The organism is Ramlibacter sp. (assembly GCF_035706265.1).
In the GTDB taxonomy this organism is placed as follows: Bacteria; Pseudomonadota; Gammaproteobacteria; order Burkholderiales; family Burkholderiaceae_C; genus Ramlibacter.
Genome location: NZ_DASSVG010000159.1, coordinates 1 through 6830, shown reverse-complemented (window position 1 = coordinate 6830; position 6830 = coordinate 1). Strand labels below are relative to the sequence as shown.

The 6830-nt window shown below is 69.6% G+C and carries 7 protein-coding genes; 2 read left to right on the top strand and 5 right to left on the bottom strand.

Going from position 1 to position 6830, the window contains the following annotated elements; genetic code table 11:
• Positions 1-149: 149 nt before the first annotated feature.
• The 3 genes from VFM98_RS06280 to VFM98_RS06270 all read right to left on the bottom strand — a co-directional run bounded on the left by VFM98_RS06280 (position 150) and on the right by VFM98_RS06270 (position 2466).
• Entirely contained in the window at positions 150-635 is a 486-nt protein-coding gene (locus VFM98_RS06280; RefSeq protein ID WP_325109048.1) for a (2Fe-2S)-binding protein, read from the bottom strand.
• 21 nt (positions 636-656) lie between these two features.
• Positions 657-1523: a xanthine dehydrogenase family protein subunit M gene (locus tag VFM98_RS06275; RefSeq protein ID WP_325109047.1), complete on the bottom strand. Its 867-nt coding sequence runs from the start codon at positions 1521-1523 to the stop codon at positions 657-659.
• Positions 1524-1659: 136 nt separating this feature from the next.
• Positions 1660-2466 carry a LytTR family transcriptional regulator gene (locus tag VFM98_RS06270; RefSeq protein ID WP_325109046.1) on the bottom strand — a complete coding sequence of 269 codons (807 nt, stop codon included), beginning with the start codon at positions 2464-2466 and terminating at the stop codon, positions 1660-1662.
• Positions 2467-2671: 205 nt separating this feature from the next.
• Here VFM98_RS06270 and VFM98_RS06265 point away from each other — a divergent pair, with 205 nt between their 5' ends.
• Both VFM98_RS06265 and VFM98_RS06260 read left to right on the top strand, forming a co-directional pair.
• Entirely contained in the window at positions 2672-4078 is a 1407-nt protein-coding gene (locus VFM98_RS06265; protein WP_325109045.1) for a selenium-binding protein SBP56-related protein, read from the top strand.
• On the top strand, positions 4075-4740 hold the full coding sequence (locus tag VFM98_RS06260) for a hypothetical protein (RefSeq protein WP_325109044.1): 666 nt from the start codon (positions 4075-4077) through the stop codon (positions 4738-4740). The genes VFM98_RS06265 and VFM98_RS06260 overlap by 4 nt, the downstream gene beginning before the upstream one ends.
• A 3-nt stretch (positions 4741-4743) precedes the next feature.
• On the opposite strand, the gene VFM98_RS06255 is transcribed toward VFM98_RS06260, so the two are convergent.
• Both VFM98_RS06255 and VFM98_RS06250 read right to left on the bottom strand, forming a co-directional pair.
• Positions 4744-6354, bottom strand: coding sequence for a dipeptide ABC transporter ATP-binding protein (locus VFM98_RS06255; protein ID WP_325109043.1), 1611 nt, complete (start codon positions 6352-6354; stop codon positions 4744-4746).
• A gap of 8 nt (positions 6355-6362) precedes the next feature.
• On the bottom strand, positions 6363-6830 hold a 468-nt coding region (locus VFM98_RS06250; protein ID WP_325109042.1), incomplete at its 5' end, for an ABC transporter permease subunit.

Here is a 6830-nt window from a genome sequence, read left to right as displayed (position 1 = left end):
CAGCATGCCCGGCAGCTTGACGTCGTCGATGTAGCTGCCCTGGCCGCGGATGAAGCGCGCGTCCTCCTTGCGCAGGAGCGAGGTGCCCATGCCCTGCAGCGCGTCTTCCCTTTGCTGGAGTTCCGACATGTCGCCCATGGTGCTCTCCTTCAGGCGGGTTGTGCAGCGAGCTTCTGCGCGGCGGCCTGCACGGCCTTGACGATGTTCTGGTAGCCGGTGCAGCGGCAGAGGTTGCCCGAGATCCAGTAGCGGATCTCCTCTTCGGTCGGGTTGGGGTTCTCCTGCAGGAGCCGGTAGGCCCGCGTGATCATGCCGGGCGTGCAGTAGCCGCACTGCAGGCCGTGCTGCTCGTGGAAGGCCTGCTGCAGCGCATGCAGGGTGCCGTTCTGCTCCAGCCCCTCGATGGTGAGCATCGAGGCGCCCTCGCACTGCACCGTGAGCATGGTGCAGGACTTGACGCTCATGCCGTCGATGTCGACCGTGCAGGCGCCGCAGTGCGAGGTTTCGCAGCCGATGTGCGGGCCGGTGTGCAGCAGCCGCTCGCGCAGCGTGTGGATCAGCAGTTCGCGCGGCTCCACCGCGACATCCACTTCCTTGCCGTTCAGCGTGAACGACACCAGGGTCTTCTGGGCCATGCTCGTCTCCTCGGGTGTCGTTCAGGCGGTCGCGCGGGATTGCGCCTTCAATAGGGCCCGGCGCGTCATCTCGCCGGCCATCGCGCGCTTGTACTCGGCGTCGCCGCGCTGGTCGGCAACCGGGTCGCAGGCGTCGCTGGCCAGCCGGGCGGCCTCGGCCAGGCTCGATTCGTCGAGCGCCTGGCCGACCAGGAAGTCCTCGGCGGCCGTGGCCTTGAGCGGCGTCGGGCCGACGTTGGTGAGTGCGATGCTCGCGCTCGCGACCTTGCCGCCGTCCAGGCGCAGCAGCACGGCCGAGGCGGCGGTGGCGAAGTCGCCGATCTTGCGCTTCAGCTTCTCGTAGGCGTAGCCGGTGCCCGCGGGCGGGATCGGCACCTGGATCCGCGTGAGCACCTCGCCGGGCTGCAGCGCGGTGGAATAGAGGCCGAAGAAGAAGTCGGCCGCCTTCACGGTGCGCTCGCCCTGCGGCCCGCGCAGCACGAAAGAGGCGTCCAGCGCCAGCATCAGCGCGGGATGGTCGTTGCCCGGGTCGCCGTGCGAGATGTCGCCGCCGATGGTGCCGCGGTAGCGCACCTGCGGATCGGCGATCGCGCGGGCGCCCTCCACCAGCAGCGGAACCTTCTCGGCCAGCAGCGTCGACCAGACCAGCTGGTTCTCGGTGGTCATGGCGCCGATGTGGACCTCGTTGCCGACTTCGGCGATGCCGCGCAGGTCCGGGATGCGGTTGAGGTCGATCAGGTGCGCCGGCTGGGCGAAGCGCAGCTTCATCATTGGCAGCAGGCTGTGCCCGCCGGCGAGCAGCTTGGCATCGTCGCCGTAGCGGCCGAGCAGAGCGATGGCATCGGGCAGGCTGGTGGGGGCGTGGTATTCGAACGGACTGGGAATCACGCTGGTCTCCTCTCACGCCTCCGACCGCGGGCGTGGTTCGGGCGACTGTAGGAAAAGCGCTGCGTCGCGAGCACAGCGCCAAACCAAACCCGGGTTTCGCTGCACGAAGTGCAGCGACGTTGCACGAACTGGAATGTCAGCGCGACGCGTGCGCGAGCGAGTCGCCCAGGCCCAGCTGCTCCATGAGGTGCGGAGCGCTGCCGCGCGAGACCGGGATGTCCGCGGGCGTGGAGCCCATCATGCGCAGCATCATGCGGCCGTCGTCGCGCACGATCTCGTCCACCTGCGACAGGTTGACGATGTAGCTGCGGTGCACCCGCAGGAACAGCTGCGGATCGAGCCGCGCCTCCAGGTCGCCGATGTTGAGGTTGCAGAACTGCGCGCCCTGGGCGGTGTGCACCCAGGTGTAGTGGCCTTCGGAGCGGATGAAGGAGACGGCGGGCACGTCCACCAGCAGCACCCGGTTCTTCTTGATGGTGGGGATCTTGCGCAGCCGCCGCGGCTCGGCCGGCTCGGCACCGCCGCGGGCCGCGCTCTCCTCGGCCTTCTGGCTCACGACCTCGGTGATGTCGTAGAAGACGAGCGTGTAGCCGATGGTTGCGCCCTGCATGTCGCCGATCTTGGACACCTTGATCAGGAGCACCCGGTCGGGGATGTTGATCATCAACGCCATGGGCGGCGCGTTGTTGACCGGGCACTCGGCCTGGCCCAGCAGGAACTTGAGCTTGGCCTTGGCCGCCTCCGGGTGGAAGGAGGTGACGATCTTGCCGAAGGGGAGCTTCTCCTGCACCGGCAGGCTGCGGCGGGCGAAATCGTTCATGCCGATCACGCGCAGTTCCTTGTCCACGTGGACCACGCCGACGTCGAAGCGCTCGAGCAGGTACAGCCAGGAGCTCGAGGACGACGAGGACGGAACGGCAGCGCTGAACGGGCAGGACTTCACCTTGTCTCCTCGGTTGCGGGACCGCGAAAGTACTCCCTTGGCAAGGCACCCGCAAGGCACCAAGGAGCCTTGCTGTTGTGCAGCGCAGCGTCGCCATGTCCCTGTCGCCTTCCGGGGCCTTGCCTCGCGCCGCCCGCCGTCGGAGCATGTGTCGGCCGTGCGCCCCGCGATGCGCGGCCGCGGTGACCTCGTCGAGGAGCCCTCCATGATCGAAACCCTGCGCCCGGACCCGACCTTCCACCCCTCGCCGAAGCTGGCGATGGAGGCCGAACCCGAACACCTCTGCTACACGGCGCTGCTCTCGCCGGACCGCTCGCGCCCCGACGCGCTGGCGGTGGTCGACGTCGATCCCGCGTCGCCCACTTACGCGTCGGTGCTGAAGCGCATCGAGCTGCCGAACCGCGGCGACGAGTTGCACCACTTCGGCTGGAATGCCTGCAGCTCGGCGCTCTCGCCGCTCACCGGCCACGCCTTCCTGCAGCGCCGCTACCTGATCGTGCCGGGCATGCGCTCCTCGCGCCTGTACGTGTTCGACACCCAGCCCGATCCGGCCGCGCCCAAGCTGGTGAAGACGATCGAGCCCGACGAGATCCTGCGCAAGACCGGCTACTCGCGGCCGCACACCGTGCACTGCGGCCCCGAAGGCATCTACGTCAGCACCCTCGGCGGCGCGGGCGCCGACGGCACCCAGGGCCCGCCCGGCATCTTCATCATGGACTGCCAGACCTTCGAGGTGCTGGGGCGCTGGGAGATCGACCGCGGGCCGCAGCAGCGCCACTACGATTTCTGGTGGAACCTGCCGCGCGACTACATGGTGTCGAGCGAATGGGCGCTGCCGCCGCAGTTCGAGAACGGCATCGTGGCCGAGGACCTGCTGGCCAACAGGTACGGCCACGCCCTGCACTTCTGGAACCTGCGCGAGCGCCGGCACGTGCAGACCATCGACCTCGGCGCCAACCACCAGATGTCGCTGGAGATCCGCCCGGCGCACGACCCCACGCGCGAATACGGCTTCGTCGGCGTGGTGGTGGACACCACCAATCTGGAAGCCTCGATCTGGACCTGGTGGCGCGAGGACGGCCAGTTCCACGCGCGCAAGACCGTGACCATCCCGCCGGAGCCGGCGCCGACGGAGCAACTGCCCGCCCTGCTCAAGGGCTTCGGCGCCGTGCCGCCGCTGGTGAGCGACATCGACCTGTCGCTGGACGACAAGTACCTCTACGTCGCCTGCTGGGGCACGGGCGAGCTGCGGCAGTACGACGTGAGCGATCCGCAGCGGCCCGAGCTGGCCGGCAGCGTGCGCGTCGGCGGCGTCGCCCGGCACGAGAAGCATCCCACCGGGCGCGCCTTCGGCGGCGGCCCGCAGATGATCGAGATCAGCCGCGACGGAAAGCGCGTGTACTTCACCAACTCCCTCTACAGCACCTGGGACGCGCAGTTCTACCCGGACGGCATTCCCGGCGTGCAGGCCATGTGCAAGGTCGGTGCAGGCGGCGGGATCGAGCTCGATCGCGAGTTCTGCGTGGAGTTCGGCCCCGACTATGCTGCGCACCAGGTGCGGCTGCAGGGCGGCGACTGCTCCACCGACTCGTTCTGCTATCCCTCCGCTTGAACACCGGCGCGGCGCTCTGGACGACGGTGATCGTCCTGGGCGCATACCACGGGCTGAACCCCGCCATGGGCTGGCCGCTGGCGGTGGCGAACGGCCTCACCGAACGGCGCGGCGGCGCCGTGCTGTCCACGGCCCTGCCGCTGGGCGGCGGGCATTTCGCGGCGATGGCGGTGGTGCTGGTGCCGCTGGCCGCGCTGGCCTGGCTGGTGGAGTGGAGCCGTGCGTTGCGCCTCGGCGCCGGCCTGCTGGTGCTGCTGTTCGGGCTGTGGAAGCTCGCCGACCCGCGGCACCCCCGGGCGCTGGCGCGCATCCCGCCTTCGCGGCTGGCGTGGTGGTCGTTCCTGATGGCGAGCGCGCACGGGGCGGGATTGATGCTGGTGCCCTTCATGCTGCGGCTGTGCGAGGCACCGTCCGCGGCGGGCGGCGTCGAGGGCGCGCATGGGCGCGTGATGCAGGTGCTGGCCCGCTCCGACGTGGCGACCGCGCTGGCCGTGGCAGGCGTGCACACGCTGGCGATGCTGCTGGCGGGGGTGACGATCGCCTATGCGGTGTACCGCTGGCTCGGCCTGCAGTTCCTGCGCCGGGCGTGGTTCAACCTGGATCGCGTGTGGGGAGCGAGCCTGGCCCTCGCGGGAGCGGCAGGGGTGTGGATGGCGCTCTGAGCCTCAACTCGCCGCCGCCACCAGCGTCTGCGTGTACGGGTCGCGCGGGCTGCGCAGCACCTGCTCCACGCTGCCCGACTCCACCACCTGCCCGTCCTTCATCACCAGCACCTCGTGGGCCATCGCCCAGATCACGTCCACGTCGTGCGTGATCAGCAGGTACGACAGTCCGCGCTCGCGCTGCAGCCGCTGCAGCAGCTTGAGCACCTGCTTCTGGATCGTGACGTCCAGCGCGCTGGTGGGCTCGTCCAGCACCAGCACCTGCGGCTGCACGATCAGCGCCCGCGCGACCGCCAGGCGTTGCCGCTGGCCGCCGGAGAACTCGTGGGGATAGCGTCCCAGCAGACCCGGGAACTGCGCCTCCGTCAGGCCCACCTCCTGCAGCACCTGCACGACGCGTTCGCGCCGCTGCTCCAGGGTCAGGGCGGGCTCGTGCACCAGCAGGCCTTCGCCCACGATCTCCTCCACCGTCATGCGCGGCGAGAGCGAGGAGAACGGATCCTGGAAGACGACCTGCACCAGGCGGCGGATCTCGCGGTTCTTCGCGCTGTCGGGCCCCCAGCGCGTGCCGACCACGTCGAGGTCGCCGTGATGCGGAATCAGGCCCAGGGCGGCCAGCGCCATGGTGGACTTGCCGGAGCCCGATTCGCCCACGATCCCCAGCGTGCCGCCCGGCGGCACCTGGAACTGCGCCCCCTTCACCGCGACGAACTCGCCCTTGCGGAACCAGCCGCGGAAGCCGGGAATCGGCACCGGGTAGGAGACGCGCAGTTCCTGCGCCTGCATCACCGGCGCCTCGCCGGCGCGCGGCTCCTGCACGTCGCGCTCCGGCCGGCTGGCCATCAGCTTCACCGTGTAGGCGTGCTGCGGTTGCTCGAACACGCGGGCCACGGGGCCCTGCTCCACCAGGTGGCCGTTTTCCATCACCGCCACCCGGTCGGCGAAGCGGCGCACCAGGTTGAGGTCGTGCGTGATCAGCAGCACCGCCATCCCGTTCTGGCGTTGCAGGTCGGCCAGCAGTTCGAGGATCTGCTGCCGCAGCGTGACATCCAGCGCCGTGGTGGGCTCGTCGGCCAGCAGCAGCCGCGGCCGGCAGGCCAGCGCCATGGCGATCATGGCGCGCTGCCGCTGCCCGCCCGAGAGCTGATGCGGATAGGTGGAAGCGCGCCGCTGCGGCTCGGGGATGCCGGTGGCGGCCAGGGCTTCGACCGCGGCGTCCCAGGCCTGCCTGGGGCTCAGCCCCTGCTTGACCTGCAGCACTTCGGCGATCTGGTCGCCGATGGTGTAGACCGGGTTCAGGGCCGTCATCGGCTCCTGGAAGATCATCGCGATGTCGCGCCCGCGGATCCCGAGCAGCTCGCGTTCGGAGGCCTCCAGCAGTTCGACCGGCGCTGCGCCCGGCTCGCGCGGGGCGAGGCGGGCCGAGCCGGTCACGCGCGCGTTGTGGACCAGCTTGACCAGGCTGAGGGCCGTGACGGTCTTGCCGGAACCGGATTCGCCGACCAGGGCGAGCTTCTCGCCCGGCGCGATGGCGAGGTCGACGCCGTGGACGACTTCCTTCTCGCCGAAGGAGACGCGCAGGTCCTTCACTTCGAGCAGGGGAGGCAGGGGCATGTTCTGCTTCACGTGTCTGCCTTCCGCGGATCCAGCGCATCCCGCAGCGCATCGCCCATGAACGTGAGCAGCAGGAGCGTCAGCACCAGCACGGCGAAGGTGGAGAGCGAGATCCACCAGGCGTCGATGTTGTTCTTGCCCTGGCTGAGAAGCTCGCCCAGCGAGGGCGTGCCGGGCGGCACGCCCAGGCCCAGGAAGTCCAGCGAGGTCAATGCCAGGATGGCCGCGCTCATGCGGAAAGGCAGGAACGTGATGACGGGCGTCATGCTGTTCGGCAGGATGTGCTTCCACATGATCCGGCCGTTGGCCACGCCCAGCGCCTTGGCCGCCCGCACGTAGTCCATCTGCCGGTTGCGCAGGAACTCCGCGCGCACGTACTGCGACAGCCCGGTCCATCCGAACAGCGACAGCAGGATCAGCAGCAGCGCCACGCTGGGCGAGAAGATCGCGCTGAAGATGATCAGCAGGTACAGCTC